Origin of the sequence: Arthrobacter sp. R-11, assembly GCF_049913155.1 — a bacterium.
Taxonomy (GTDB): domain Bacteria; phylum Actinomycetota; class Actinomycetes; order Actinomycetales; family Micrococcaceae; genus Arthrobacter.
Genome location: NZ_CP183979.1, coordinates 1,550,219 through 1,574,720, shown reverse-complemented (window position 1 = coordinate 1,574,720; position 24,502 = coordinate 1,550,219). Strand labels below are relative to the sequence as shown.

Annotated in this window: 23 protein-coding genes; 7 read left to right on the top strand and 16 right to left on the bottom strand. The window is 67.9% G+C overall.

Features of this window, described 5'->3' with window-relative positions:
* Window positions 1-14: 14 nt before the first annotated feature.
* Window positions 15-743, top strand: a complete 729-nt coding sequence (locus tag ACN9M4_RS07065; protein ID WP_426302833.1) for a VIT1/CCC1 transporter family protein — start codon at window positions 15-17, stop codon at window positions 741-743.
* Between the two features lie 81 nt (window positions 744-824).
* A complete protein-coding gene (locus tag ACN9M4_RS07060; protein WP_426302832.1) occupies window positions 825-1,847 on the top strand; it encodes an aminoglycoside phosphotransferase family protein in 1,023 nt (340 codons plus the stop codon).
* Window positions 1,848-1,875: 28 nt separating this feature from the next.
* On the opposite strand, the gene ACN9M4_RS07055 is transcribed toward ACN9M4_RS07060, so the two are convergent.
* Window positions 1,876-3,261 (bottom strand): pyridoxal phosphate-dependent decarboxylase family protein, encoded by a 1,386-nt coding sequence (locus tag ACN9M4_RS07055; protein WP_426302831.1) that lies wholly within the window; start codon window positions 3,259-3,261, stop codon window positions 1,876-1,878.
* Between the two features lie 72 nt (window positions 3,262-3,333).
* On the opposite strand from ACN9M4_RS07055, the gene ACN9M4_RS07050 reads away from it, so the two are divergent.
* The gene (locus ACN9M4_RS07050) at window positions 3,334-4,056 is read left to right on the top strand and encodes an alpha/beta fold hydrolase (RefSeq protein WP_426302830.1); all 723 of its coding nucleotides are present in this window, start codon (window positions 3,334-3,336) and stop codon (window positions 4,054-4,056) included.
* Window positions 4,057-4,062: 6 nt separating this feature from the next.
* Here ACN9M4_RS07050 and ACN9M4_RS07045 read toward each other — a convergent pair whose 3' ends face one another.
* Window positions 4,063-4,854, bottom strand: a complete 792-nt coding sequence (locus ACN9M4_RS07045; RefSeq protein WP_426302829.1) for a sulfite exporter TauE/SafE family protein — start codon at window positions 4,852-4,854, stop codon at window positions 4,063-4,065.
* The gene (locus ACN9M4_RS07040; protein WP_426302828.1) at window positions 4,851-6,662 is read right to left on the bottom strand and encodes a proline--tRNA ligase; all 1,812 of its coding nucleotides are present in this window, start codon (window positions 6,660-6,662) and stop codon (window positions 4,851-4,853) included. The genes ACN9M4_RS07045 and ACN9M4_RS07040 overlap by 4 nt, the downstream gene beginning before the upstream one ends.
* A gap of 168 nt (window positions 6,663-6,830) precedes the next feature.
* Between ACN9M4_RS07040 and ACN9M4_RS07035 the strand changes: the two genes are divergently transcribed.
* From ACN9M4_RS07035 to ACN9M4_RS07025, 3 genes are read left to right on the top strand one after another with little or no spacing between them, the layout of a single operon-like run.
* Window positions 6,831-7,637 (top strand): ABC transporter ATP-binding protein, encoded by an 807-nt coding sequence (locus ACN9M4_RS07035; protein ID WP_426303420.1) that lies wholly within the window; start codon window positions 6,831-6,833, stop codon window positions 7,635-7,637.
* Window positions 7,638-7,648: 11 nt separating this feature from the next.
* Window positions 7,649-8,392, top strand: a complete 744-nt coding sequence (locus tag ACN9M4_RS07030) for an ABC transporter permease (protein ID WP_426303419.1) — start codon at window positions 7,649-7,651, stop codon at window positions 8,390-8,392.
* Window positions 8,389-9,021, top strand: a complete 633-nt coding sequence (locus ACN9M4_RS07025; RefSeq protein WP_426302827.1) for a TetR family transcriptional regulator — start codon at window positions 8,389-8,391, stop codon at window positions 9,019-9,021. The genes ACN9M4_RS07030 and ACN9M4_RS07025 overlap by 4 nt, the downstream gene beginning before the upstream one ends.
* A 39-nt stretch (window positions 9,022-9,060) precedes the next feature.
* On the opposite strand, the gene ACN9M4_RS07020 is transcribed toward ACN9M4_RS07025, so the two are convergent.
* From ACN9M4_RS07020 to dxr, 6 genes are all read right to left on the bottom strand, one after another.
* Window positions 9,061-9,798, bottom strand: coding sequence for a hypothetical protein (locus ACN9M4_RS07020; RefSeq protein ID WP_426302826.1), 738 nt, complete (start codon window positions 9,796-9,798; stop codon window positions 9,061-9,063).
* Between the two features lie 73 nt (window positions 9,799-9,871).
* Entirely contained in the window at window positions 9,872-10,756 is an 885-nt protein-coding gene (locus ACN9M4_RS07015; RefSeq protein WP_426303418.1) for a GNAT family N-acetyltransferase, read from the bottom strand.
* Window positions 10,719-11,885 (bottom strand): flavodoxin-dependent (E)-4-hydroxy-3-methylbut-2-enyl-diphosphate synthase, encoded by a 1,167-nt coding sequence (gene ispG, locus ACN9M4_RS07010; protein WP_426302825.1) that lies wholly within the window; start codon window positions 11,883-11,885, stop codon window positions 10,719-10,721. Before ispG ends, ACN9M4_RS07015 begins: the two co-directional genes overlap by 38 nt.
* Window positions 11,886-11,925: 40 nt before the next feature.
* Window positions 11,926-12,219, bottom strand: a complete 294-nt coding sequence (locus tag ACN9M4_RS07005) for a YciI family protein (RefSeq protein WP_426302824.1) — start codon at window positions 12,217-12,219, stop codon at window positions 11,926-11,928.
* Between the two features lie 96 nt (window positions 12,220-12,315).
* Entirely contained in the window at window positions 12,316-13,647 is a 1,332-nt protein-coding gene (locus ACN9M4_RS07000) for a M50 family metallopeptidase (RefSeq protein ID WP_426302823.1), read from the bottom strand.
* A gap of 36 nt (window positions 13,648-13,683) precedes the next feature.
* Complete coding sequence (gene dxr / locus ACN9M4_RS06995; protein ID WP_426302822.1) at window positions 13,684-14,868, bottom strand: 1-deoxy-D-xylulose-5-phosphate reductoisomerase; 1,185 nt, start codon at window positions 14,866-14,868, stop codon at window positions 13,684-13,686.
* A 119-nt stretch (window positions 14,869-14,987) separates the two neighbouring features.
* Here dxr and ACN9M4_RS06990 point away from each other — a divergent pair, with 119 nt between their 5' ends.
* Window positions 14,988-16,445: a lipase maturation factor family protein gene (locus ACN9M4_RS06990; RefSeq protein ID WP_426302821.1), complete on the top strand. Its 1,458-nt coding sequence runs from the start codon at window positions 14,988-14,990 to the stop codon at window positions 16,443-16,445.
* Between the two features lie 89 nt (window positions 16,446-16,534).
* Here ACN9M4_RS06990 and ACN9M4_RS06985 read toward each other — a convergent pair whose 3' ends face one another.
* From ACN9M4_RS06985 to ACN9M4_RS06955, 7 genes are read right to left on the bottom strand one after another with little or no spacing between them, the layout of a single operon-like run.
* Complete coding sequence (locus tag ACN9M4_RS06985) at window positions 16,535-17,407, bottom strand: HpcH/HpaI aldolase/citrate lyase family protein (protein ID WP_426302820.1); 873 nt, start codon at window positions 17,405-17,407, stop codon at window positions 16,535-16,537.
* On the bottom strand, window positions 17,394-17,909 hold the full coding sequence (locus tag ACN9M4_RS06980; protein WP_426302819.1) for a MaoC family dehydratase: 516 nt from the start codon (window positions 17,907-17,909) through the stop codon (window positions 17,394-17,396). The genes ACN9M4_RS06985 and ACN9M4_RS06980 overlap by 14 nt, the downstream gene beginning before the upstream one ends.
* A complete protein-coding gene (locus tag ACN9M4_RS06975; RefSeq protein ID WP_426302818.1) occupies window positions 17,906-18,667 on the bottom strand; it encodes a CoA transferase subunit B in 762 nt (253 codons plus the stop codon). The genes ACN9M4_RS06980 and ACN9M4_RS06975 overlap by 4 nt, the downstream gene beginning before the upstream one ends.
* A gap of 2 nt (window positions 18,668-18,669) precedes the next feature.
* Window positions 18,670-19,452 (bottom strand): CoA transferase subunit A, encoded by a 783-nt coding sequence (locus ACN9M4_RS06970; RefSeq protein ID WP_426302817.1) that lies wholly within the window; start codon window positions 19,450-19,452, stop codon window positions 18,670-18,672.
* A 35-nt stretch (window positions 19,453-19,487) separates the two neighbouring features.
* Window positions 19,488-20,663, bottom strand: a complete 1,176-nt coding sequence (locus tag ACN9M4_RS06965; RefSeq protein WP_426302816.1) for an acyl-CoA dehydrogenase family protein — start codon at window positions 20,661-20,663, stop codon at window positions 19,488-19,490.
* Window positions 20,650-22,782, bottom strand: coding sequence for an acetyl/propionyl/methylcrotonyl-CoA carboxylase subunit alpha (locus tag ACN9M4_RS06960; protein ID WP_426302815.1), 2,133 nt, complete (start codon window positions 22,780-22,782; stop codon window positions 20,650-20,652). Before ACN9M4_RS06960 ends, ACN9M4_RS06965 begins: the two co-directional genes overlap by 14 nt.
* Before the next feature lie 5 nt (window positions 22,783-22,787).
* Window positions 22,788-24,395 carry a carboxyl transferase domain-containing protein gene (locus ACN9M4_RS06955; protein WP_426303417.1) on the bottom strand — a complete coding sequence of 536 codons (1,608 nt, stop codon included), beginning with the start codon at window positions 24,393-24,395 and terminating at the stop codon, window positions 22,788-22,790.
* Window positions 24,396-24,502: the final 107 nt, after the last annotated feature.

Genomic DNA, 24,502 nt, shown 5'->3' with positions numbered 1-24,502 from the left:
GCTTGGCTGGAGCCATGGCATCCACGGAAAAGGCCTCGCATCACGACAACGAACCGCACGAGAATGACATCGCCCGGCGCCTGAACTGGTTGCGGGCCGGCGTCCTCGGGGCCAACGACGGGATTGTTTCGGTTGCGGCGATCGTGGTCGGCGTGGCCGGTGCCACCACCAACACGGGTGCGATCCTCGCAGCCGGCGCGGCGGGCGCACTGGGCGGTGCGGTGTCGATGGCTCTGGGCGAGTATGTGTCCGTCAGCAGCCAAAGCGACAGCCAAAAGGCCCTGATCGAGAAGGAACGCCGGGAACTCGAGGAACAGCCCGAAGAGGAACTGGCCGAACTGGCCGCCATCTATGAGGCCAAGGGGCTCACCTCCGGGACAGCCTGGACCGTGGCGAAGGAACTGACCGCCCACGACGCCCTCGCGGCCCATCTGTCCGCCGAGCTGAACATCGACGAGGACGGCATCGTGAGCCCATGGCACGCCGCGTTCGCGTCCGCGGTCGCCTTCACCCTGGGTGCCCTGCTCCCCTTGCTTTCAATCCTCCTTCCCCCGCCGGCTTTGCGGGTACCATTGACGTTCGCTTCGGTGCTACTGGCGCTGGCGCTGACCGGTGCGGTGGGTGCCTGGATCGGCGGCAGCTCCAGGACGCGGGCCGCCGTCCGCGTGGTAGTTGGCGGCGCCCTTGCCCTGGCAGCGACATTCAGCCTCGGCAGCCTGCTGGGGTCCAGCGGGATCATCTGAGGCTTAGACACCTCCCGCCGCTCCATGGGGCCGCGACGGGGTTCCCGGGCCCGAGAAAGGGGTGGCGATAGGCTGACGGGTATGAGCAGCCATATTCCGGTCCCGGCCGATCTGCGGGCCCGCTATTCGCGTACCGCGGAGGGCAGGGCGTGGCTGGCTGCGCTTCCCGGCTACCTCGAGGCGGGCATGGAGCGCTGGGAGCTGACCCTCGATCTTCCCGCCGGGGCGGAGCCGTGGAACGGCCACGGCGGAATCGTGGTGCCGGTATTGCGGGACGGCGTGGCCGTTGTGCTTAAGGTCGCGTTTCCGCACCCCGAGGCCTTGACTGAAAGCCACGCCCTGGCGTTGTGGAACGGCCATGGCGCGGTGCGCCTGCTCGAAGCGGAGCAGGAAACATGTGCCATGCTCCTGGAGCGTCTCGACGCCGGCCGCTGGCTGCAGGATGTTCCGCTGGACCACGCGCGCGACGCCTGGGGGACGGTGATGCGGGAACTCAGCATTGATTCCGGCGACGGCCCGGTCTGGGAAGAGTTCGAGCACGCGGCGGCGAAGGCCGAGCGCTGGAGCGACGAGCTTCCCGCCGACTGGGAACAACTTGGCCGGCCGTTCCCCCGCTGGCTCCTGGAAGCTGCCCTGGAGGTGTGCCAGACCCGCGGCGCCGTGGGCCGGCGGGCGGGCAAGGACGTCCTGGTCCACGCCGACCTCCATTTCATGAACATCCTTCCCCTTCCCGGAACCGGTGATGCTCCCGACGCCGGCAGCTACCGCGCCATCGATCCGCAGCCGGTGATCGGTGAGGCCGAGTTCGGGGTTGCCCCCGTGCTGTGGAACCGGATTGGCGAGCTGCCGCAGTCCTCCCCCGAGCTGGCGCTTCTCGAGCGCTGCCACGACTTCAGCAACGCCGCGGGGTTGGACCCGGAAACGGCCCGGCAATGGAGCCTCACCCGGGAGGTGGAGAACGCGCTGTGGTACGCCGCGAAGCCCGGGCACGACGGCGACCTCGCCCGCTCCTTGTGGGTTGCCAGCACCCTGGCCGGGCGGACCTTGGAGGGCCTGCCCGCCGCCCACGAATTGCCGGCCCCTGGTGGCGCCGCCCTGAGCTAGGCGTCGCCCTTAGCTAGGCGGCCGCGAACTAGGCCGTCGCGGCAAGGGCGTCCCTGATGGTCTGCACGGCCGTATCCAGGTCATCGCTGTCAGTGGACCAGTTGCTGACCGAGACTCTGAGGATGTCCCTGCCGTGCCAGCGGGAGCCGGACATCCACACCCTGCCGTCGGCCATGATGTAGTCGGTCACGGCCCTCGTGCGGGCGTCGTTGCCGAAGGCCAGGGACAGCTGCGTGTAGACGACGTCGTTGAGCACCTCGACGCCGGGCACGGCGGTGAGGCGGGCTGCCAGTTCCGCCGCGCAGGCCGCACGTCCGGCAACCAGGGCGCGGACGCCGTCGGCCCCCAGGGCGCGCAACGCGGCCCAGACTGGAACCCCGCGGGCACGGCGGGACAGTTCCGGCGACTTTTCCATCGGGTCCCCCGGCCCGTGGCTGTCCTGCGGCAGGTACTCGGCGTGCATGCCGATGGCGGGGCGCAGTGCGGCGACGTCGCGCACCACCACGATCCCGGCGTCGTACGGGGCGTTCAGGGTCTTGTGGGCGTCGGTCCCCCAGGAATCGGCCAGGGCCACCCCGTCCCACAGCGGCCGCAGCTCCGGCACCGCGGCCGCCCAGAGCCCGAAGGCACCGTCAACGTGGACCCACGCGCCGTGCTCCTTCGCGGCGGCGATGGCTTCGGCGAACGGATCGAAGGCGCCTGAATGGAGATTCCCGGCCTGCAGGCAGACGATCGCGGGCCCGCTGCCGGACTCGAGGGCGCGGCGCAGCGCCGGCCCCTCGATCCTGCCCTGGGCGTCCGCCGAAACCACCTCCGGTGCGCCGAGTCCGAGGAAGCGCAGCGCCATGTCCAGGCTCTCGTGGCGCTCGGCCCCGACCAGGACCCGCAGCGCCGGGGCGCCGTTGAGGCCATTGGCGTTCACATCCCAGCCGGCGGCCTCCAGCTGGCGCCAGCGCGCCGCCGCCAAGGCGGTGAAATTGGCCATGCTCGCCCCGGTGGTGAATCCGACGTCGGAGCCTTCCGGTAGTCCCAGGAGCTCCAGCAGCCATTGGCCAGCGGCCTGTTCGATCCCCGCCGTGGCCGGCGTGGCAAAGCGCAGCCCGGTGTTCTGGTCCCATGCCGAGACGAGCCAGTCCGCCGCCATGGCCGACGGCAAGGTACCGCCGATCACCCAGCCGAAAAAACGGCCGGACTGCATGGCCATGAGGCCGGGCTCGGCGTTCCGGGCCAGGAAGTCGATGAGCTTCTCCGGATCCATGCCCTCCGCCGGCAGGGGCCCGCCGAACATTTCCGCGATCTGGTCTGCTGTGAGGGTCGGCCGCACGGTCCGCCCCGGCAACGCCTGCAACCATTCTTTGGCGTGCTCCGCTGCCCGCCCGAGAACCCGCTCGTACTCACCGGAATCGGCCCACATGCGAGCATGCTACGCCTGTGTGCTGCGCGAAGACATGGCTTCTTGTCAGTGGCCCGTCGTAGGGTACGGACCATGGAAATCATCCTTGTTCCCGGGTTCTGGTTGGATGCCTCGTCCTGGTCGGAGGTGACCCCGCCGCTCGTCGACGCCGGCCACCGGGTCACGCCTTTGACCTTGCCGGGCCTTGAGTCTGTTAATGCCCCGCGCGCCGGAATCGGCCTGCGGGACCACATCGATGCAGTGACCGCTGCGGTGGACAACGCCGAAGGTCCGGTGGTGCTCGTAGGCCACTCCGGCGGCGGTGCCATCATCCACGGCGTGCTGGATGCCCGCCCGGAGCGCGTGGCGCGTGCCATCTATGTGGACAGCGGTCCGCTCGGCGAGGGCGGGGTGATCAACGACGAACTGCCGGTTGTGGGCGACGACATCCCCTTGCCCGCATGGGACGTCTTCGAGGACGCCGACCTCGTGGACCTGGACGCAGAGCTCCGCGAGATGTTCCGCAACCGCGCCATCCCCCAGCCCAAGGGCGTGGCTTTCGACAAGCAGCGACTGCAGGACGAGCGGCGGTATGACGTCCCGGCCACGATCATCGCCTGCGAGTTCCCGTCCAGCATGCTCCATGAGTGGATGGCGGCCGGTTCGCCGTTCACCGCCGAGCTCGCCCGCATGAAGGACGTGGAGTACGTGGACCTGCCCACCGGACACTGGCCGCAGTTCACCCGCCCGGAAGAGCTCGGCGCGGCCATCCTTGCCGCCGTCGAACGTACGGCCGACGCCGGCAAGGCACCGTAGCGCCGTTTAGGCCAGGTCCTGCCAGACGTCGATGCTGAGCTTGATGATCAGGGCGGCCACCACCAGCAGGAACACCACGCGGACGAACTTGCTGCCCTTCTTCACGGCGGTCCGGGCGCCAAGGTAGCCACCGGCCATGTTGGCCGCGCCCAGGAGCAGGCCGACGCCCCACAGGAGGGAGCCGTGCGGCAGGAAAAACAGGAGCGCCCCGGCGTTGGTGGCCATGTTGACGATCTTGGCCTTGGCACTGGCTTCGAGGAAGGCGTAACCCATCGCGGAGACGAGGGCGATCACCAGGAAGGAGCCGGTGCCGGGGCCGATCAGCCCGTCATAGAAGCCGATCACCGCACCGATCAGGCATGCCACCACATAGTGCCGGTGGCCGTAGTGCCGGAGGGCGGTGAGCTCGCCGGCGTTGGGCCGCAGGGCGGTGAACAGCGCGACGACGACCAGCGCCACCACGATGATCGGCTTGAACACCGAGGCGGGCAGGTTAGCCGCGAGCAGCGCCCCGCCGAAGCTTCCGGCGAGGGCGATCACCGCCATCGGCACAGCAGTCTTCAGGTCCGGGCCGACCCTGCGGTAGTAGGTGGTGGCGCTGGTGGCGGTCCCGAAGATGGAGCCCATCTTGTTGGTGGCCAGCGCCTGGACCGGGGTGATGCCCGGGACCAGCAGGAGGGCGGGGAGCTGGATCAGTCCCCCGCCACCCACCACGGCGTCCACCCAGCCGGCGGCGAAGCCGGCCACCACGATCATGATGAGCGTGGCGGCCTCGATCGATTCGAAGCCGGAAATCACTTCTGGCGGACGGCGTTGACCACGTAGTCCACGGCCTTTTCGACGGCGACGTCCTCAGCCTCGCCGCTGCGGCGGTCCTTGATCTCCACGACGCCGCTCGCCAGGCCCTTGCCGACGGCCAGGATGGTGGGAACACCCACCAGTTCGGCGTCGCCGAACTTCACGCCGGGGGAAACCTTGGGACGGTCGTCGTAAATGACATCCAGGCCGGCGGCTTCCAGTTCTGCCGACAGCTTCTCCGCGGCGGCGAAGATTTCCTCGCCTCGGCCGACGGCGACGACGTGGACGTCAGCGGGCGCCACGGAACGCGGCCAGACGAGGCCGCGTTCGTCGTTGTTGGATTCGGCCAGCGCAGCCACCGCGCGGGTGACGCCGACGCCGTAGGAACCCATGGTCACCACGACCTGCTTGCCGTTCTGGTCCAGGACCTTCAGGTCCAGGGCTTCGGCGTACTTGCGGCCGAGCTGGAAGATGTGGCCCATCTCGATGCCGCGGGCCAGTTCCAGCGGACCGCTGCCGTCCGGGGCGAGGTCGCCTTCGCGCACTTCGGTGCACTCGATGACGCCGTCCCAGCCGAAGTCGCGGCCGGCGACGAGGCCGAAGACGTGCTTGCCGTCCAGGTTGGCGCCGGTCACCCAGCTGCTGCCGGACACGATCCGCGGGTCCACCAGGAACAGCAGCTTGGAGCTGCCTTCGAGGCCCAGCAGCGGCTCGTCCAGGGAGAGGCCCGGGCCGATGTAACCCTTGACGAGGGCAGGGTTCTTCTTGAGGTCCTCTTCGTTGGCCGCTTCCAGGCCGATCTCGCCGGCAATCGGGAGGAAGGCACCGATGTTGGCTTCGACCCGCTTGAGGTCCACGGCGCGGTCGCCGGGGACCCCGATGACGACGAGCTGGCGCTCACCGGTGGGCAGGGTTACGGCGAGGACGACGTTCTTGAGCGTGTCGGCGGCAGTCCATTCGCCGCCGTCGGCTTCGCTGCGCGGGGCGAGCTCGTTGGATGCGGCGACGAGGGTTTCGATGGTGGGAGTGTCCGGGGTGTCCAGGACGCGGGCCGCAGGGGCGTTGCTGAAGTCGATGGGCTCGGGTGCCACAGTGGTGACGGCTTCGACGTTGGCTGCGTAGCCGCCGGCGGAGCGGACGAAGGTGTCTTCGCCGATCTCGGTGGGGTGCAGGAATTCCTCGCTCTTGGACCCGCCCATGGCACCGGCCGTGGCGGTAACGGGGACCACCTCGAGGCCCAGGCGTTCGAAGATCTTCAGGTAGGCGGCGCGGTGCTTGGCGTAGCTGGCGTCCAGGCCGGCGTCATCCACGTCGAAGGAGTAGGAGTCCTTCATGATGAACTCGCGGCCGCGGAGGAGGCCGGCGCGGGGACGGGCCTCGTCACGGTACTTGTTCTGGATCTGGTACAGGCTCAGGGGCAGGTCCTTGTACGAGGAGTACAGGTCCTTGACCAGGAGGGTGAAAACTTCCTCGTGCGTGGGGGCGAGCAGGTAGTCGGCCTGCTTGCGGTCCTTGAGCCGGAAGATGCCCTCGCCGTATTCGGTCCAGCGGTTGGTGGCCTCGTACGGCTCCTTGGGCAGCAGGGCCGGGAAGTGCACTTCCTGGGCGCCGATCGCGGTCATTTCCTCGCGGATGATCTGTTCGACCTTGCGAAGCACGCTCAGCCCCAGAGGCAGCCAGGTGTAGATGCCAGGAGCCGCGCGGCGGATGTAGCCCGCACGTACCAGCAGCTTGTGGCTGGCGACTTCGGCGTCGACGGGATCTTCACGCAAGGTGCGCAGGAACAGCTGGGAGAGGCGAACGACCACGGGCAAAATCCGTTTCTGTGGCAAGGGATGGCAAAAAACTACTGACTACTAATCTACCGGCTGGCCGCCTGCCCCTTTGCCGCCCGCCGCCGCGCGGGCCCCGTGCAGGCGCCGCGCAGGATCCATTGACGGTGACCGGCGGCCGGTCTACCTTGAATTCATCAGGTGATGAATTCATTCCTGGAGGACGCCATGAACCGGCACGCAGCAGAACCACCCACCGTTCCGCCGGCCGTCCAGGCCAGCGGACTGCACGTCCACCGCGGCCGGACCAAGATCCTGCGGGGCCTGGACTTCACCATCGACGCCGGCCGGATCACCGGCCTGCTCGGCCCCTCCGGCAGCGGGAAGACGACGCTCATGCGGGCCATTGTCGGGGCGCAGCGGCTTTCTTCCGGAACCGTCACGGTCCTGGGCAAGCCCGCCGGCTCCGCCGCCCTGCGGCATGAGGTCGGCTATGTCACCCAGTCCCCCAGCGTCTATCCGGACCTCAGCGTCGAAGCGAACGTCCGGTACTTCGGGGCGATGCACGGCGCGACGGCGGCGGACACCGCCGAGGCGATCGCCGCCGTCGGGCTCGAGGACCTCGCCCGGCAGCGGACCGCGGACCTGTCGGGAGGCGAGTCCAGCCGGGTGTCGCTGGCCTGTGCCTTGGTTTCCCGCCCGAGCTTGCTGGTCTTGGACGAACCAACCGTGGGCTTGGACCCGGTGCTGCGCGCGGAGCTGTGGGAGCGCTTCGCCTCGATGGCGGCTGCCGGAACCACGCTGCTGGTCTCCAGCCACGTGATGGAGGAGGCTTCCCACTGCTCCTCGCTGCTGCTGTTGCGTGAGGGCCTGCTGATGGCCAGCCTCACCCCGGCCGAACTTGGTGAACGCGGCCGCAGCGCCGACCTCGAACAGGCTTTCCTGCACCTGATCCGCGAGGCAGAAAACAAGCCCAGCCGACAGAACCGCAATGAAAGCCAGGTGGCGTGATGAATCCCCGCATGATGCTGGCGACCAGCCGGCGGGTCCTGGAGCAGCTGCGGCACGACCGCCGCAGCATTGCATTGATCCTGGTGGTCCCGGCCCTGCTGCTGACCGCCGTGTACTACCTCTACGAGAACGAAACCCTGCCTCCCGGGATGCCACGGACCTTCGACCGTGTGGGCCTGATGATGCTGGCGATCTTCCCGTTCGTGGTGATGTTCCTGGTCACCTCGATCACCATGCTGCGCGAACGGACGTCCGGGACGCTCGAGCGCCTGCTGACGACGCCGATCCACAAGGCGGACCTGCTGTTCGGCTATGCGATCGCGTTCTCGATCATGGCGGCGCTGCAATCGCTCGTGGCGACCGCGGTGGCGTACTGGGTGTTCGGCTTGGACATCAAGGGCAGCCCGGGTTACGTGGTGATTATTGCCGTGATCAACGCGGTGCTCGGGGTCGCCCTGGGCCTTTTGTGCTCGGCCTTCGCGCGCACGGAGTTCCAGGCAGTGCAGTTCATGCCCGTGGTGGTGGTTCCGCAGATCCTGCTCTGCGGCCTGTTCGTGGCGCGGGAGCGCATGAACGACGTGCTGGAGAACATTTCCAATGTCATGCCGCTGACGTTCTCGGTGGACGCTCTCAAGGAAATCGCGGGCAACAGCGAGGCCACGCGCGTCATGTGGGACGACGCGACGACCATCGGGATCATCGTGCTGGTGGTCCTGGTGCTGGCCTCGCTGACCCTCAGGCGGCAGACCCGATGAGTGGGCTTCCCTCGCTGCACAGTTCCGCGCCGGGGTCCCGCCGGGGCCGCCGCGGCGGCTCGAACGATTCGCGGGAACTCATCCTGGGGACGGCCCGCAGGCTCTTCGCGGAGCACGGCTTCGACGGCACGAGCCTGCGCCAGGTGGCCCGCGAGGCCGGGGTGGATCCGGCCCTGGTCCATCACTTCTTCAAGGGCAAGGATGAGCTCTTCGCGCTCAGCGTGGACCTTCCGGCCGATCCGGCACAGGTCCTGGCCGGCGTCGAATCCCTTGACCCCGGGCAGCGCGCGGAGGAAATCGTGCGGGCCGTGCTGCGGCTCTGGGAGAGTCCGGCCCAGCACAGCCTGGTGGCGTTCCTGCGTGGGACCATCGGGTCCAAGGCCAAGACGGCGATGCTCCGCGAGCTGGTCTCCCGTACCGTCCTGCAGCGCATCATGACCGGGCTTCCAGGCACCCCGGAGGAAAGGGCATTGCGCGGAAACCTCGTGGCCACACAGGTAGTGGGCCTGATGCTGGTGCGGTACGTGGTGCGGCTGGAGCCGCTGGCCTCGGCGGAGCCGGAGGACGTGGTCAGGCTGGTCGCCCCGAACATCCGGCGCTACCTCGCGGAGCCTTTGGAAGGCCCGTGAGAGCGCGGGATGTCCGGGGCGTCGCCTGCGGCAAAGCGCTTACTTGATGAGCGCTGCGACGTCGTCGAGAGTGTCGGCGGCCTGTTTTGTCTCCAGGGCGACGTTGCCGGTACTGACGTACATGCTGTTGATCACGACGCCGCCCTTGATGGCAGTCACCGTGATTTGGGTGATCACTCCCGCGCTGCTGGTGGTGGTCGACTTCACGGCGAAAGAGCCAGGAGTCGCCGTGGCAACAGGGACCTCCACGACGGAGGATTCCGCCTTCCGGCCCGCCATTTCAACAATGACGCGCCCGCATTTCTTGCTCTGTTCCTTTCCCTTGGCGAAAAGAGCCGAGAGCTTCGCCTGATCCACGCCGGAAACGAGGCTCACCGTCTGGACCGGTGACGCGCTGCCCGACGGTCTCGAGGTAGCAACCGCCATGCTCGCCCCCTGAGTTGCCTCGAAGCCACCTGTGAGGGCGGCACCGCCGCACACGGCCGGGGTGACCTTCACCGACGTGAGCAACTTCTTGGCCGCGTCAACTCCCTTCAGCAGCTGGTCTTCCGGCATCGCGACGAACGGTGACCCTTCGGCGTTGTCGACGCTTTCGAACAGTTCCGCCAGTTCGGCGTTCGTGTATTTCTTGAAGGCCATGGTCGGGGTGGGCGTCGGTGTGGGGGTCTTGCTTTGGACCGGCGCGGAGGACGGCGCCGAGGCCGGGGCCGCGCAGGCCGAGACGGACAGGACGGCGGCGGCCGCGAGGGCCAGGATAATGCGGTGTGGCGTGGTCATGCTTCCCCCAGAGGATGCGAACGGGCCGGTTGGCCTGCAGTTTGGCTGCAGGTCATTCCGAGTGCCCCCTGCATTAATAGAGCACAGTAGCGAAGGTTCCCAGCTGCTGGAATCCCACCCGTTCATAACTAGCCCGCGCACGCAGGTTGTAGTGGTTCACGTAGAGGCTGGTGACGGGGGCGAATGTCCGCGCGAGCTGCACGACGGCGGCCATATAGCCGGCGCTCAGGCCCTGTCCGCGGATCTCGGGATTGAGCCACACTCCCTGTACCTGGCTCACCTCCGGAGTCACGGCTCCGAGCTCGGCCTTGAAGAGCACCCGGCCGCCGTCGATGTGCACCAGCGAATGTCCCTGCCGGATCAGGCCGGCCACCCGCCTGCTATAGAAGTCCTCGCCGCCAAGGAACGGCGAGTAGCCCACTTCCTCTTCGAACATCGCGGCGCAGGCGGGCAGGATCAGCTCGAAGTCGGCCATGTCGCCGAAGCCGAGCTGCGGGTTGGCCGGGACGGCCGGTTCGCCGCTGATGGCCATCAAAGGCTGTTCGGCGCGCACCTCGTGGGGCAGGTGTCCGTGCGGCACCAAGGCCGCATGGAGCGCGAGCACCGTTTCGGCGGGACCGAAGATCGACGCGTAGCGGCGGCCTGCCCGGTGCACCGCCTCGGCGATGTACGGGGCCAGCCCGGGATCCAGCTGGACCGGCACCAGGTTCGCCCCGGCCCAACAGGCACCCAGGAGCGTGCCGCCGTCGAACGCTCCGAAAATCCGGGCACCCGCCGCCGTCGGCGAGGCACTCCCGTGCGAACCCAGCTGGGACAGAATGAACACATTCGCCACCGGGTCTTCCAGTGCAAGCGCGCGCAATTGCGCCGTATCGGCGCCCTCCAGGATCCGGACGGTTACTCCGCCCGGCGCAGTCTCGTTACGAGACGCTAACCACGGGGCTACCCTTGACAGCATCTTCGCCATCGGCCTCCCCCATCTCTTCAGCTATGCGCATAGCCTCTTCGATCAGTGTCTCAACAATTTCGCTCTCAGGGACAGTCTTGATGACCTCACCCTTCACGAAGATCTGGCCCTTGCCATTGCCGGACGCAACGCCGAGGTCTGCCTCACGGGCCTCGCCCGGCCCGTTCACGACGCAGCCCATCACGGCCACTCGCAGCGGAACCTCCATGCCTTCCAGGCCCGCGGTGACCTGCTCGGCGAGGGTGTAGACGTCCACCTGGGCGCGGCCACAGGACGGGCAGGAGACGATTTCCAGCTTGCGCGGGCGCAGGTTCAGGGACTGCAGGATCTGGTTGCCGACCTTGATTTCCTCCACGGGCGGGGCGGAAAGCGACACCCGGATGGTGTCTCCGATGCCCTTGGACAGGAGCGCACCGAAGGCCGTGGCCGACTTGATGGTGCCCTGGAAGGCCGGGCCCGCCTCGGTGACGCCGAGGTGCAGCGGCCAGTCGCCCTTTTCGGCGAGCATTTCGTAGGCGGCCACCATGACCACGGGGTCGTTGTGCTTGACGGAGATCTTGAAGTCGTGGAAGCCGTGCTCCTCGAACAGGGAAGCTTCCCAGACCGCGGATTCGACCAGCGCCTCGGGGGTGGCCTTACCGTACTTCTTCAGGATGCCCGGCTCCAGGGACCCGGCGTTGACGCCGATCCGGATGGAGGTGCCGTGGTCCTTGGCTGCCCGGGCGATCTCCTTGACCTGGTCATCGAACTTGCGGATGTTGCCGGGGTTCACGCGCACCGCGGCACAGCCGGCCTCGATGGCCGCAAAGACGTACTTCGGCTGGAAGTGGATGTCCGCGATCACCGGGATCTGGGACTTGCGGGCGATGATCGGCAGCGCCTCGGCATCATCGGCCGAGGGGCAGGCCACGCGCACGATGTCACAACCGGCCGCCGTGAGTTCGGCGATCTGCTGCAGGGTGGCGTTGATGTCCGGGGTGGGCGTGGTGGTCATCGACTGCACGCTGATGGGCGAATCGGATCCAACGCCCACGGAGCCCACCTTGATCTGGCGCGTCTTGCGGCGCGGCGCAAGGACGGGTGGCGGGGCTGACGGCATTCCCAGGCTGACCGAGGTCACGTGGACTCCTTGGGTTTTGAGGTGGATCGGGAGAGGTTCGTTAGGAAGCGTGCGCGGCGAGCAAGCCGATCACGGGGTTCCAGGCGCTGGTGCGGATGCTGGCCAGGCCCTGGGCAACGGCGAAGGGATCCTGCTTGAGGATGGCGTTCAGTTCGCTTTCGTCGGCGGCACGGACCAGCAGCAGGGCGCCGGAACCGTCGGCGTAAGGGCCGGAAGCCAGCAACGTCCCCTGCTCGGCGAGCTCTGCGGTCCAGGCGCGGTGTGCCGGGCGGTGCTCGTCGCGCACTGCGGCGGACTCGGCGTCGTAAACGTACTCAACAGCGAAAACAGTCATACCGATACCCTATCGCCAAGGCCGGACGGGAGCGGACTTCGCACGGGTGGCATTCCGCACGCGCAGCCTCCGCGCTCAGGGCTCAGCGCGCAGGGCTCAGCCAAAGAGATTCACCGGTTTGACGATGTCCGCATAGATCAGCAAGGCACCCATCGCCATGAGCAGACCGGCCACCACATACGTCAGGGGCAGCAGCTTGGCGATGTCGAAAGCGCCTGGGTCCGGTTTGCCGGACAGCTTCGCGATGCGGCGCCGCACGCCTTCGTAGAGGGCGCCGGCGATATGGCCGCCGTCGAGCGGCAGCAGCGGAATCAGGTTGAACACCGCCAGGGCGAAGTTCAACCCGCCGAGCAGGCCCACCAGGGTGGCCAGCCGGGCCTGCACCGGGACCTCTTCCATGGCCGCGACTTCGCCCGCCACTCGTCCGACGCCCACCACGCTGATGGGTCCGTTGGGGTCACGCGGTTCGGAGCTGAAGGCGGCCTGGGCAACGCCGGCCACACGGGCCGGGAGGTTGAGGATGACGCCGGAGATCTGCTTGATGTTCTCCCCCGCCATGGGCAGGACGCTCGACGCCGGCTGGGGCACCAGCGCGGTCCGCGAACCGATGCCGAGGAAGCCGACCTCCTGGTACAGCGGCTTGCCGTCCGCCCCCTTCGCCTGCCGGCCGTCGTCGCCGATGACCGGGCGGGAGGACAGCACAGGGGTGACCTGCGACGTGATGGTCCGGCCGTCCCGCTGGACCGTGATCTCCACGGTGCGGCCCGCGGAGGCCCGGATCCGGGTGGACAGCTCCGGCCAGGTTCCGGCGGCCTGGCCATCGAAGGTGAGGATCGTGTCGCCCGGCTTGAGGCCTGCGAGCGCGGCGGGAGTGGGCGTACAGGCCGCCGAATCCGGGTCGACCGTCTCGCCCTCCTTGACCTGGCATTTGGAGACGTCCGCCAGGGTGGTGGTGGGCGTGGAAATCCCGAAGCCCATGAGCAGTACGGCGGTGAGGGCCAGGCCGATCAGCATGTTCATGGCCGGGCCGCCCAGCATGATGATGATCTTCTTCCACACGGGCAGCTTGTAGAACACCCGGTTCTCATCGCCCGGGCCGACTTCCTCATGGGCCGCCGAGCGGGCTTCGCTGGCCAGCGTCTGGAACATGCCCGTGCTGGAGGGCCGGACACTGCCGTCCTCCTTGTTCGGCGGGTACATGCCGATCATCGCCACGTAGCCGCCCAGGGGCAGGGCCTTGAAACCGTACTCGGTCTCGCCCTTGCGCCGGGACCAGATGGTGGGCCCGAAACCGATCATGTACTTGGTGACACGGACCTTGAACAGCTTCGCCGGAAGCAGGTGCCCCACCTCGTGGAGCGCGATCGAGACAGCAACGCCGAGGGCGACGAAGACGACTCCGAGGATGAAGAGAATGACGGGACTCATGCCTGGTGGTGCTGCTTCCTACGTGGCTCGTGCGTGTTAGACCGTGCTGCTGGCTAAACGATCGTGGGTGCGTGTGCGTGCCCACAGTTCAGCTTGCAGCACGGAGTCCAGCGTCAGCTCCGAGGAACCTGAATGCTCGCTGAGGACGGCCTCCACCGTGTCCACGATGTCCGTGAAGCGGATCCGGCCTGCGTGGAAGGCCTGTACGGCTTCCTCGTTGGCCGCGTTGAAGACCGCCGGGAAGGTGCTCCCCTGCTTCGCGGCGTCCTTGGCAAGGTCCACGGCGGGGAACGCCACCGGGTCGAGGGGTTCAAAGGTCCAGCTGGTGGCCTGGCTCCAGTCGCAGGCCTTCGCGGCGTTGGGAACCCGGTCCGGCCAGCCCAGACCCAGGGCGATCGGCAGGCGCATGTCCGGCGGCGAAGCCTGGGCGATGATGGAGCCGTCCACGAACTGCACCATGGAGTGCACCACGGACTGCGGGTGGACCACCACCTCGATCCGGTCCAGCGGGACGTCGAAGAGCAAGTGCGCCTCGATCACCTCGAGGCCCTTGTTGACCAAGGTGGCCGAGTTGGTGGTGACCATGAGGCCCATGTCCCAGGTGGGGTGGGCCAGGGCTTCGGCCGGGCTGACGTCCCGGAGGTGTTCCCGGCTGAGTCCGCGGAAGGGTCCGCCGGAGGCTGTGAGGATGAGCTTCTCCACCTCGCCCGCTGTCCCGGAGCGCAGGCACTGGGCCAGGGCGGAGTGTTCGGAGTCGACAGGGACGATCTGCCCTTCCGCGGCGGCGGCCTTCACGAGGGCGCCGCCGACGATGAGGGATTCCTTGTTGGCCAGCGCCAGCGTCGCGCCGGAACCCAGCGCAGCCAGGGTCGGGGCCAGGCCGATGGAGCCGGTGATGCCGTTGAGGACGACGTCGGCCTCGATGGCCGCGATCTTGCTGGACGCGTCGGGGCCGGTGATGATGGCGGGGCGGAAGTTCCGGAGCCCGGTTGCGGACGCGGCGCCGTCGATCAATCCCTGCAGGGCGCGCGGATCGCCCTCGGCGATTCCCACCGCCTTGGCTCGGGTATGGACCGCCTGCTGCGCAAGCAGCGGCAGGTTTCCTCCCCCTGCGCTCAGTGCCACGACCTCGAAAAGGTGCGGGGCGGCGTCGACGACGTCAATCGCCTGGGTGCCGATGGAACCGGTGGAGCCGAGGAGGACGATCTTGCGGGGCTGCATGGATCAAGTATCCCGCACCCGGTTGACCCCCTGTGCCCGATTGAACTCGGCCCGATTGAACTCTGCCCGATTGAACTCGGCCCGATTGAACTCTGACGGAGCGGGCGTAGCGTTGAGTCGTGGACTGGGTGTGGTTCCTGGAGGCGCCGGACTATGGATTTGCCCGGCAGGTCCTGCAGCGCGGCACGGCGGCGCTGTTCTTCATCGCCTTCCTTTCCTCGTTCAACCAGTTCCCCGCGCTGCTGGGCGAGCACGGCTTGCTTCCCGTTCCCCGGTATGTGGAACGTTCAGGGAACTACGGCCGGCCCAGCCTTTTCCGTTGGCGCTATTCGGACCGGCTGCTGCGCCTCGTCTGCCTGGCAGGGATGGTGCTGGCGCTCCTGCTGGTGGCGGGGCTGCCGCAACTGGGGCCGCCATGGGTTCCCCTGCTGGTGTTCCTGGCGCTGTGGGGGCTGTACATGTCGGTGGTCAACGTGGGCCAGACCTTCTACGGCTTCGGCTGGGAAATGCTGCTGCTGGAGCTCGGCTTCACCGTGGCATTCCTGGGGTCCGAGCAGGTCCCGCCGCCACGGACCATCCTGCTCCTGCTGCTTTGGCTGCTGTTCCGGCTGGAGTTCGGCGCGGGCATGATCAAGATCCGCGGCGGCAGCGAATGGCGGGACCTGACCGCCCTGTACTACCACCACGAAACCCAGCCGATGCCCGGACCCTTGAGCCGCCAGGCCCACCTGCTGCCGAAGCCCGTGCACCGCATGGAGGTGTTGGGAAACCATTTCGCCCAATTGGTGGTGCCGTTCTTCCTCTTCGCCCCGCAGCCGCTGGCGTCCATCGCGGCCGGGATTGTCATCGTCACCCAGCTCTGGCTGGTGGCCAGCGGGAACTTCGCCTGGCTCAACTGGTCCGCGATCGTCCTCGCGTTCGCTGCCGTCAGTGACCCGGTGCTGCGGGCCATCTTCGGGCTCCCGGCCGCCGCAACGGCCGGCTCCCCAGCGGGCGGCCCGCAGTCCCCGGTGTGGTGGACCGCCGTCGTGCTCGCCGTGACCCTACTGCTGCTCGTGCTCAGCTACCAGCCCCTGCGCAACCTGCTTTCCCGCGGGCAGCTGATGAACGCCAGCTTCAACCGCTGGCAGCTGGTCAACACCTACGGGGCGTTCGGCACCGTCACGAAGCACCGGGTGGAGGTAGTGGTGGAGGGAACGCTCGACGCCGATCCCGACGGCGACGGCTGGCGCGAGTACGGTTTCAAGGGCAAGCCCGGCGATCTCCGCCGCCTGCCGCGCCAGTGGGCGCCGTACCATCTGCGCCTTGACTGGCTGATGTGGTTCCTGCCGCTGCGCACCATCCACGAGCCGTGGTTCTATGCCTTCCTGCACAAACTGCTCGACGCCGACCACGCCACGCTGCGCCTGCTGCGCCTGGACCCGTTCGACGGCGGACGTCCCCGCTGGGTGCGCGTCCGCACCTTCCTCTACCGATTCGCGAGCCGGGCGGAGTTCCGGGAAAACGGTGAGCGCTGGGTCCGGCTGGAACTCTACGAGGCGATCCCGCCGCTGTCCCTGCCGCGCTCCCCCAGGTAGGACTGCGCGAACGTACACTTGGCGCCCCAAAAACGCTGAAAACAGGGCCCCAACTGTACGTTCGCGCAGGGGTTAGTTTCGCGGAGGGGTTAGTGGTGTTGCCCTGCGCGGCGGAGCGTGGTTTCGGCGTGGCGGAGGACGGGGCCGTCCACCATCTTGCCTTTGTGCTGGAACACGCCCGTCCCGGCGGCGGCCGCGGCATCCAGCAGTTCGCGGGCGTCGGCGAGCGCTTCGTCCGACGGTGCGTAGGCGCCGCGGACAGCGGCCACCTGGTTCGGGTGGATGCAGGCCTTCGCGCCGAAGCCGCTGGCCACGGCATCCCCGGCTTCCACGGCAAGGCCTTCCAGATCCGGGATGTCCACATACACGGCGTCGATGGCCTCCTTGCCGTGCGCCTTGGCGGCCAGCAGCACCGTGGAGCGGGAGTGCACCGCCACGGCCCGGTAGCCGCCGTCGTGGTTCCGGCTGGAGGTGCCGCCCATGGAGGCGATCAGGTCCTCGGCCCCCCACATCAGGGCCACGACGTTCGGCTCGGCAGCGATCGCGGCGGCGTTCAGGATGCCCTTGGCCGTCTCGCACAGGGCGATGACCCGGTAGTCCGCCAGGGCCCGGAGCTGCTCCGCGGACTCGGCCTTGGCAAGCATCACCGTGCGGTACGGGGTGTGCGCCAGGCAGTGCAGGTCCTTGGCGAAGTCCCCGCTGCCCACGGGGTTGACGCGCACGATGGTGCGGCTGGGATCCAGCTCGGCCGCCTGCCCTTCGGCTGCCACGAGCGCCAGGATGGCCCCGCGGGCCCGCTGCTTCGCGTCCGGCGCCACGGCGTCTTCGAGGTCGAGGATGACGGCGTCGCTGCGTTCGGCCGCCTTTCCGAAGCGTTCGGGACGGTCCGCGGGGCAGAACAGCAGCGCCGGCCCCATGGTGAAGGGATCGCCTGCGGTGTGCGCCGGATCAGCTGCTGGCATGGGTTTCGTGAGCCTCCTTGGTCCACATCAGGCAGGAACGGGTGGCCAGTGCCACCACCACGCCGTCCTGGTTCCGGCCGGTATGCCGCATGGTCACCACGCCCTGGCCCGGCCGTGAGCTGGAAAGTCGTTTTTCGGTGACCACCGTTTCGGTGTACAGGGTATCTCCGTGGAAGAGCGGATGCGGAAAGGAGACATCGCTCAGGCCCAGCTGAGCCACGATGGTGCCCTGCGTCAGCTGCGGCACGGACTGCCCCACCACGGTGGCAAGGGTGAACATCGAGTTCACCAGGCGCTGCCCGAATGGCTGGCCGGCGCTCCACGCGGCGTCCAGGTGCAGGGCCTGGGTGTTCATGGTCAGCGTGGTGAACAGGACGTTGTCCGTTTCCGTGACGGTGCGGCCCGGGCGGTGAGCGTACACCACGCCTTCCTGGAGCTCTTCGAAGTACAGGCCGCGCTGCAGGATCACGCGCTGTTCGTGAACGGTGGGCTCGTCCGTCAAACCGTCAGCTCCTGGTCCTCTTCGAAGACCTGCGCACCGGTGGCCGCGGCCACGTCCTCGACCGTGACGTTGGGGGCCAGTTCGCGCAGCACCAGCCGGGAAGCGCCTCCTTCGTGCACGACGTCGATCACGGCCAGGTCGGTGATGATCCGGTTGACGCAGCCCTTGCCGGTGAGCGGCAGCGAGCAGTTCTCCACGATCTTCGGATTGCCGTTGCGGTCCACGTGTTCCATCATCACGATGACCTTCTTGGCGCCGAACACCAGGTCCATGGCCCCGCCCATGCCTTTGACCATCTTGCCCGGGATCATCCAGTTGGCGAGGTCTCCGTTCTGGGCCACTTCCATGGCGCCGAGGACGGCGACGTCCACGTGCCCGCCGCGGATCATGCCGAAGGACTGGGCGGAGTCGAAGAACGCGGCGCCCTTGTTGACGGTGACCGTTTCCTTGCCGGCGTTGATGAGGTCCGGGTCCACGGCGTCCTCGGCCGGGTATGGGCCCACGCCCAGGATCCCGTTCTCCGAGTGCAGCACCACCTCGACGCCGGCGGGGATGTAGTTGGGAATCAGCGTGGGCATGCCGATGCCGAGGTTGACGTACTGGCCGTTGCTCAGTTCCTGGGCCACCCGGGCAGCCAGTTCGTTGCGGGTCCAGCCCTTGGTTCCGGCGTCCTCAGGGGAATGCCCGACGGCGGCTTCCCGGTAGCCGTGGCGGACCGCTTCGGGACGCGGCGGTGCTTCCGGTGAAGTGCTTTCCATGCTCATGCTCCTGCCTCCGTTTTGCTTGTGGACGCGGCGAGCGACACGGTGCGTTTTTCGATCCGTTTCTCCCCGTCCGGGGCCAGGACCACCCGTTGCACGAAGATGCCCGGGACGTGGATGTGTTCCGGGTCCAGTTCGCCGGGTTCCACCAGTTCCTCGACCTCCGCGATGGTGACCTTGCCGGCCATCGCGCAGAGCGGGTTGAAGTTCATGGCCGTGGCGTGGAAGACGAGGTTGCCATGCCTGTCGCCCTTCCAGGCGTGGACCAGGCCGAAGTCCGGGGTCAACGACTCTTCGAGCACGTAGTCGGCCCCGTTGAAGCTGCGGACCTCCTTCGGCGAGGAGGCCAGCGCGACGTTGCCGCCGGCGTCGTACTTCTGCGGCAATCCGCCTTCGGACACCTGGGTGCCGACGCCAGCCGCCGTGTAGAAGGCCGGGATGCCGGCGCCGCCGGCGCGCAGCTTCTCGGCGAGCGTTCCCTGCGGGGTGAGGACCACTTCCAGTTCCCCGGCGAGGTACTGGCGCGCGAATTCCTTATTCTCCCCCACATAGGAGCTGACGGTGCGGCGGATGCGGCCGTCCTTGAGGAGGATTCCCAGGCCCCAGTCGTCCACGCCACAGTTGTTGCTGACGGTTTCCAGGTCCTTGGTGCCCTGCTGATGGAGCGCGTCGATCAGCGCCACCGGGATACCGCAGAGGCCGAAGCCGCCGACGGCGAGCGAGGCGCCGTCCGGGATGTCCTTCACCGCTTCCGCGGCGCTGGCAACAACTTTGTCGATCATCGGTGATCCTTCCCTTGCGGTTGGAAACCCATCGGTCAGAGACCCAGCTCGCGGGCGATGAGCATCAATTGGACTTCCGTGGTGCCCTCCCCGACTTCCAGGATCTTGGAGTCGCGGTAGTGCCGCGCCACCGTGAATTCGTTGATGAAGCCATAGCCGCCGAACACCTGGGTGGCGTCCCGCGCGTTGTCCATGGCTGCCTCGCCTGCGACCATCTTAGCGATGGCCGCTTCGGTCTTGAACGGCTTGCCGGCGAGCATCCGGGCCGCGGCGTCGTAGTACGCCAGGCGGGCGGTGTGGGCCCTGGCCTGCATGCGGGCGATCTTGAACTGGATGGCCTGGTACTTGCCGATGTGGTGGCCGAAGGCGCTGCGTTCCTTGGCGTATTTCACGGACAGGTCTACGCAGCCCTGGGCCGCACCGGTGGCGAGGGCCGAAATGGCGATGCGCCCTTCGTCCAGGATGGAGAGGAAGTTCGCGTAGCCCCGGCCGCGTTCGCCCAGCAGGTTTTCCTCGGGCACCCGGACATCGGCCAGGGTGAGCGGATGGGTGTCCGAGGCGTTCCAGCCCACCTTGTTGTAGGCCTTCTCCGCCCTGAAGCCGGGGGTGGAGGTGGGCACGAGGATGGTGGAGATTTCCTTCTTGGTGACGCCGTCCTTGCGCCGTTGTTCCCCCGTGACGGCGGTGACGGTGACGAGCCGGCTGATGTCGGTGCCGGAGTTGGTGATGAACTCCTTGTTGCCGTTGACCACCCAGTATTTACCGGCTGCGCCGTCCTCGAGCCGGGCGTGCGTCTTGGTGCCGCCGGCGTCGGAGCCGGCTTCCGGTTCGGTGAGCCCGAAGCCGGCGAGCGCCTGGCCGGAGGCGAGCTGTGGCAGCCATTCCTCCTTCTGGGCCTGGGTGCCGAAGCGGTAGACGGGCATGGCGCCGAGGGACACCCCGGCCTCCAGGGTGATGGCCACGGACTGGTCTACGCGGCCCAGCTGTTCCAGGGCGAGCGAGAGCGCAAAGTAGTCCCCGCCCATGCCGCCGAATTCCTCGGGGAAGGGTAGCCCGAAGAGGCCCATCTCCCCCATCTGCTTGACCACCTCGTAGGGGAAGCTGTGCTCTTCGTCGTGTTTCGTGGAGACCGGGGCCACCACTTCGTCGGCGAATTCCCTGACGGAATCGCTGAGGTCCTGGTATTCCTCGCTGAGATCAAAGCCGGCCATGGCGGGGTTCCTCGCCTTTCACAGTGGTTTCGGGTTCTTTGTTCGGGTGGATGGTGGCCAGGAGCTGTTCGGCCTTGACCAGGTCACCGACGCGGGCGGCCACGTGGACGGTGCCGGCCAGTGCGGCCGTGAGCTGGTGCTCCATCTTCATCGCTTCAACGGAAAGCAGCAGTTGCCCCGCTTCGACAGTGTCGCCGTCGCGCACGGACACGGAGACCACGGTGCCGGGCATCGGCGAGCGCACCTCCGGATCCGCGGCGCCTTCCTCGCGCTGGATCCCGGCCAGGATCCGCTGGAGCCTGGTCTCCCGGTCGAGGATTTCCAGCCGGCAGGACCAGCCGCCGTCGCCGAGCCACAGCCCGCGCGGCCCGCCGCCGGGAGGCGCGGATTCCAGCGCGGTCGCGTAATGGTGCGCGACGCCGTCGAGCACCAGTTCCGGGCCCTTGCCGACCTTGTGCGGCGCGCCGCCGTCGAGCTGGGCCTGGTCGCCGTCGCCTTGTTGGACCAGCGAGACGGTGGCCAGGCCGCTTTCGGAGGACGCCGCGGGCAGGCCGAGGTGGACCCGGCGCGGGGCCGGGGTGCCGAGCCGCCAGCCGTCGCCGGCCTGCCACGGTGAACCGCCCGACGCCGGCCGCTCGCCCCCGGCTGCCTGCAGCCCGGCGGCGAGAAGCTCCGTTTCCCCTGCCTGCCGGAACTGCATGCCTGGGAGTTTGCGTTCGATAAGCCCGGTGTCGAGCCTGCCGGCGCGGACGTCGGCGTCGTTGACCAGCAGGCGGAGGTATTCGACGTTCGTGTGCAGGCCCAGGAGGGTGTAGTTCCCCAGGGCGCGGTCGAGGGCATCCAGCGCCGCGCCCCGCACCGGCGCCCAGGCGATGACCTTGGAGAGCATGGGGTCGTAGTCCCCCGTAACCGCCAGGCCGGGGAGCATGGCCGAATCGATCCGAACCCGGGTTCCGGCGCCGTCCGGCCGCTCGCCGCTTTCGTGGCCGCCGTCTTCGTCAAGCACCAGCACCTCGCCGACGGACGGCAGGAAGTTCCGGGCAGGGTCTTCGGCATAGACGCGCGCCTCCACGGCGTGCCCGTCCAGCACGACGTCGGACTGCGCCACGGTGAGTTCCTCGCCGCCGGCGATGCGCAGCTGCCATTCGACCAGGTCGATTCCCGTGACCATTTCCGTCACCGGGTGTTCCACCTGGAGCCGGGTATTCATTTCCATGAAGTAGAACTGTCCGGGATCTTCGTCGGACACCAGGAACTCGACGGTTCCGGCACCGCTGTACCGGACAGAGCGGGCAGCCTGGCAGGCGGCCTCGCCGATCCGGGCGCGGATCGCGGCGCCGTCGGGCACGGATTCCAGCAGCGGCGACGGTGCTTCTTCGATGACCTTCTGGTGGCGCCGTTGCAGGGAGCATTCGCGCTCGCCCAGGTGGATGACATTGCCGGCCTTGTCCGCGAGGACCTGGACCTCGATGTGCCGCGGCGCCCGGACCAACCGCTCCAGGAAGAGCGTGTCATCGCCAAAGGCGGCGGCCGCGACCCGGCGGGCGGTGGCGAGGGCGGCCGGCATGTCCTCCGCGCTTTCCACCACGTGCATGCCTTTGCCGCCGCCACCGGCCGACGGTTTGATGAGCAGCGGGAACCCCACGGACGGGGCCGCGGCGATCAGTTCGGCGTCGCCCATTCCGGGTTCGGCGATCCCGGGAACACAGGGCACGCCGTAGCCCGCCACCTGGTTCTTGGCCCGGATCTTGTCCCCCATGAGCTCGATCGCGTCCGCGGGCGGGCCGATGAAGGCAATTCCCCGGGAGGCCAGGGCCCTGGCGAATTCCGCGTTCTCGGCTAGGAAGCCGTAGCCGGGGTGGACGGCCTGGGCGCCGCTCTGCACGCAGGCGTCGATGATGGCGTCGATGTTCAGGTAGCTGTCCGCCGCGCTCGCCGTCCCGATCCGGACGGCGGCGTCCGCCTCCCGCACGTGGCGGGCTCCGGCGTCGGCGTCCGAGTAGACGGCCACGGAACGGATCCCCATGGCCCTGAGCGTGCGGATGACGCGGCAGGCGATTTCGCCGCGGTTGGCGACCAGGACGGTGTCAAAGGGCTTGGCGACTGTTTGGCGATCCATGAGGGTCACATCCTGAACAGGCCGAAGGAGGTTTCCGGCAGGGTCTGGCGGGAGACGACGTCCAGCGCGAGGCTCAGGACGCGGCGTGTATCCGCGGGGTCGATGATGCCGTCGTCCCACAGCCTGGCGGTGGAATAGTAGGGGCTGCCCTGTTCCTCGTACTGCTGCCGGATGGGCGCTTTGAAAGCCTCTTCGTCCGCGGCGGACCATTCCTCGCCTGCCGCCTCGAACTGTTCCCGCTTGACGGTGGCGAGCACCGAGGACGCCTGGTTGCCGCCCATCACCGAGATCCGGGCGGCCGGCCACATCCACAGGAAACGCGGTGCGTACGCGCGGCCGCACATCGAGTAATTGCCGGCACCGAAGGATCCGCCGATCACTACCGTCAGCTTGGGCACGCGCGCCGTGGCGACGGCGGTGACCATCTTGGCCCCGTTTTTGGCGATGCCGCCTTGTTCGTAGTCCTTGCCCACCATGAAGCCGGAGAGGTTCTGCAGGAACACCAGGGGAATGCCGCGCTGATCGCACAGTTCGATGAAATGCGCACCCTTGAGGGCCGATTCACTGAACAGGACGCCGTTGTTGGCCACGATTCCCACGGGGTGGCCGTGCAGGCGGGCGAATCCCGTGACCAGGGTGGTTCCGTATTCCTTTTTGAATTCATGGAAGCGCGAACCGTCGACCAGCCGTGCGATGACCTCGCGGACGTCATAGGACTCGTTGACGTCCACCGGCACCACACCGTAGAGGCTTTCGGGCCCGACGGCGGGTTCCACTGTTGCTGCGACATCCCACACTGGGTCCTGCGGCCTGGGCAGGGTGGCAACGATGTCCCGCACGATCTGCAGCGCGTGCTCGTCGTTTTCGGCCAGGTGGTCGCTGACGCCGGAGATCTTCGCGTGCACCTCGCCGCCACCAAGTTCTTCGGCCGTGACGATTTCCCCGATGGCGGCCTTCACCAGGGGCGGACCGCCCAGGAAGATGGTGCCCTGGCTCCGAACGATCACCGTTTCATCGCTCATGGCCGGCACGTAAGCGCCCCCGGCGGTGCAGGAGCCCATGACGGCGGCGATCTGCGGGATTTTCGCCGCGGACATCCGGGCCTGGTTGAAGAAGATCCGGCCGAAGTGTTCCTTGTCCGGGAACACCTCGTCCTGGCGCGGAAGGAACGCCCCGCCGGAGTCCACCAGGTAGATGCAGGGAAGCCGGTTCTCGAGCGCGATTTCCTGGGCCCGGAGGTGCTTCTTGACCGTCATCGGGTAATACGTGCCGCCCTTGACCGTGGCGTCGTTGGAGATGACCAGCACCTGGCGGCCGTGGACCAGGCCGATGCCGGCAATCACGCCGGCTCCCGGGGAGTCGTCGTTGTACATGCCGTTCGCCGCCAACGGCGCGATTTCCAGGAACGGACTCCCGTCGTCGAGCAATTGCTCGATGCGTTCGCGGGGCAGCAGCTTGCCGCGGGCAACGTGGCGCTGGCGCGATTTCTCGGGCCCGCCGAGGGCCGCCGTCGCGAGCCGCTCCCGCAGTTCCTCCACCAGCGCCTGCTGGGCCCTGGCATTGGCTTCGAACGCCGTGCCCCTGGCGTCAGCCTGGCTGACGAGTGTCTCCATCGACATGCTTCCCATCCCGGCCGGACGTCCGGCCAAGCAGCTTCAGTTAATGCGGCTTCAGTTAATGACAAATAACTGAAATTTAGCTTAGTCTCTATTAACTGTGA

Coding starts and splice junctions, on each gene's coding strand:
- ACN9M4_RS07055 (WP_426302831.1), bottom strand. CDS start 3,261: ATGTGGGCCGATTCCGGTGAGTACGAGCGGGTTCTCGGGCGGGCAGCG.
- ACN9M4_RS06975 (WP_426302818.1), bottom strand. CDS start 18,667: ATGGAAAGCACTTCACCGGAAGCACCGCCGCGTCCCGAAGCGGTCCGC.
- ACN9M4_RS07060 (WP_426302832.1), top strand. CDS start 825: ATGAGCAGCCATATTCCGGTCCCGGCCGATCTGCGGGCCCGCTATTCG.
- ACN9M4_RS06960 (WP_426302815.1), bottom strand. CDS start 22,782: ATGGATCGCCAAACAGTCGCCAAGCCCTTTGACACCGTCCTGGTCGCC.
- ACN9M4_RS07005 (WP_426302824.1), bottom strand. CDS start 12,219: ATGACTGTTTTCGCTGTTGAGTACGTTTACGACGCCGAGTCCGCCGCA.
- ACN9M4_RS06955 (WP_426303417.1), bottom strand. CDS start 24,395: ATGGAGACACTCGTCAGCCAGGCTGACGCCAGGGGCACGGCGTTCGAA.
- dxr (WP_426302822.1), bottom strand. CDS start 14,868: ATGCAGCCCCGCAAGATCGTCCTCCTCGGCTCCACCGGTTCCATCGGC.
- ACN9M4_RS06970 (WP_426302817.1), bottom strand. CDS start 19,452: ATGATCGACAAAGTTGTTGCCAGCGCCGCGGAAGCGGTGAAGGACATC.
- ACN9M4_RS07035 (WP_426303420.1), top strand. CDS start 6,831: ATGAATTCATTCCTGGAGGACGCCATGAACCGGCACGCAGCAGAACCA.
- ACN9M4_RS07065 (WP_426302833.1), top strand. CDS start 15: ATGGCATCCACGGAAAAGGCCTCGCATCACGACAACGAACCGCACGAG.
- ACN9M4_RS07050 (WP_426302830.1), top strand. CDS start 3,334: ATGGAAATCATCCTTGTTCCCGGGTTCTGGTTGGATGCCTCGTCCTGG.
- ACN9M4_RS07015 (WP_426303418.1), bottom strand. CDS start 10,756: ATGCTGTCAAGGGTAGCCCCGTGGTTAGCGTCTCGTAACGAGACTGCG.
- ACN9M4_RS06965 (WP_426302816.1), bottom strand. CDS start 20,663: ATGGCCGGCTTTGATCTCAGCGAGGAATACCAGGACCTCAGCGATTCC.
- ACN9M4_RS07025 (WP_426302827.1), top strand. CDS start 8,389: ATGAGTGGGCTTCCCTCGCTGCACAGTTCCGCGCCGGGGTCCCGCCGG.
- ACN9M4_RS07000 (WP_426302823.1), bottom strand. CDS start 13,647: ATGAGTCCCGTCATTCTCTTCATCCTCGGAGTCGTCTTCGTCGCCCTC.
- ACN9M4_RS06985 (WP_426302820.1), bottom strand. CDS start 17,407: ATGCCAGCAGCTGATCCGGCGCACACCGCAGGCGATCCCTTCACCATG.
- ACN9M4_RS07030 (WP_426303419.1), top strand. CDS start 7,649: ATGATGCTGGCGACCAGCCGGCGGGTCCTGGAGCAGCTGCGGCACGAC.
- ACN9M4_RS07020 (WP_426302826.1), bottom strand. CDS start 9,798: ATGACCACGCCACACCGCATTATCCTGGCCCTCGCGGCCGCCGCCGTC.